This window comes from Bartonella sp. AA2SXKL, assembly GCF_042197205.1.
Classification (GTDB): domain Bacteria; phylum Pseudomonadota; class Alphaproteobacteria; order Rhizobiales; family Rhizobiaceae; genus Bartonella.
Genome location: NZ_JBHIRN010000180.1, coordinates 330 through 663, shown reverse-complemented (window position 1 = coordinate 663; position 334 = coordinate 330).

Here is a 334-nt window from a genome sequence, read left to right as displayed (position 1 = left end):
AAGCCATTAGTTTTTAGATTTCACAGATATACTTTTATTGACTAGATCTCTTATCACATGAAGCGTGAGTTGGATAGTTTTGTATACCTCTTTGAGAAATATTTTCCAAACTTATTCAGGAAGAAGAGTCTTTGTGGTAAATTTTATCATAAGATGTGCGTATTATATTATTTAGCTCTTTTTAAAACTTCACATAGGGAATAGTGTACTAAAGCGTTTGAAAAAGGTGTATTTAAACCTGCTTTATATTTGATGAAAGTGTTGATGTTAAGTTATCGAAATTCATGAGAGAGCCAACAGGTCCAACAGCTGCTAATGTTGGAGTGGCATTGAT